At 66.0% G+C, this 1,010-nt stretch carries 1 protein-coding gene; it reads right to left on the reverse strand.

Annotated features, from left to right (window positions below; all coding sequences use genetic code 11):
• Window positions 1–18 precede the first annotated feature (18 nt).
• A protein-coding gene (locus tag ACWCPF_RS45485; RefSeq protein WP_451051038.1) for an IS5 family transposase occupies window positions 19–950 on the reverse strand; the annotation gives its coding sequence in 2 pieces (ribosomal slippage) (window positions 19–582 and window positions 585–950; 930 coding nt in all).
• Window positions 951–1,010 lie beyond the last annotated feature (60 nt).

Here is a 1,010-nt window from a genome sequence, read left to right on the forward strand (position 1 = left end):
TAGGCGCTGTTTCTCGGATCATGTGCGGAGCCAGGTCATGAGGGCCGCGAGGGTGACGGTTCCGAGGTAGATGTAGGCGCGTTTCTCGTAGCGCGTGGCGACGGCGCGGAAGCCCTTCAGCCGGTTGATGGCCCGCTCGACGGTGTTGCGCTTCTTGTAGCGCTCGCTGTCGAATCCTGTGGGCCGACCGCCTTGGGAACCTCGGCCCTGCCGGTGTCTTTTCTGGTCCAGACGTTCGGGGATTGTGTGCTGGATTCCGCGCCGTCGCAGGTAACGGCGGTTGCTGCGGGATGTGTAGGCCTTGTCCGCCAGGACACGGTCGGGCCGGGTGCGAGGTCGTCCGACTCCCATGCGGGGCACGGAAATCTGCCCCAGCACGTACTCGAGTTGGGGGCCGTCACCGTAGTGTCCGGGTGTCAGGACGAAGGCAAGTGGCCGGCATCGCCCGTCGGCGACGAGGTGGATTTTGGTGGTGAATCCGCCTCGGGAACGTCCCAGGCATTCGCCGGTCTGACCACCTCCTCCAGGCGGACAGCCAGTTTCCGCAGCACCGGATCGGCCTGGTTCGTCCCTGGGCCGACCCCCTTTTGAGGCATTGCGGCGGGCGGCGCCGTCCTCGCGCCGGCTGCATGCTGGTGGGCCCGCACCGCCGTCGAGTCCACCGAAACATCCCAGTCGATCCCACCCGCAGCGTCCTCGGCGGCCTGAATGCGAGACAGCAGCATCTTCCATGTTCCATCCGCCGACCAGCGGCGATGCCGTTTATAGACCGTCTCCCACGGGCCGAACCGCTCCGGCAGGTCCCGCCATTGCACACCCGTCCGCACCCGGTACAGCACCCCGTTGATCACCCGACGGTGGTCACTCCACCGACCCCCACGCGCACCACCACGAGGTAAGAACGACTCAAGCCGATCCCACTCTGCATTCGTCAGATCCCCACGGCCCATACAGCCAGCCTGGCCCCCAACATCCCACTCACGTCAGGAGATCCGAGAAACAGCGCCTAG

Source organism: Streptomyces sp. NPDC001858 (assembly GCF_053594615.1).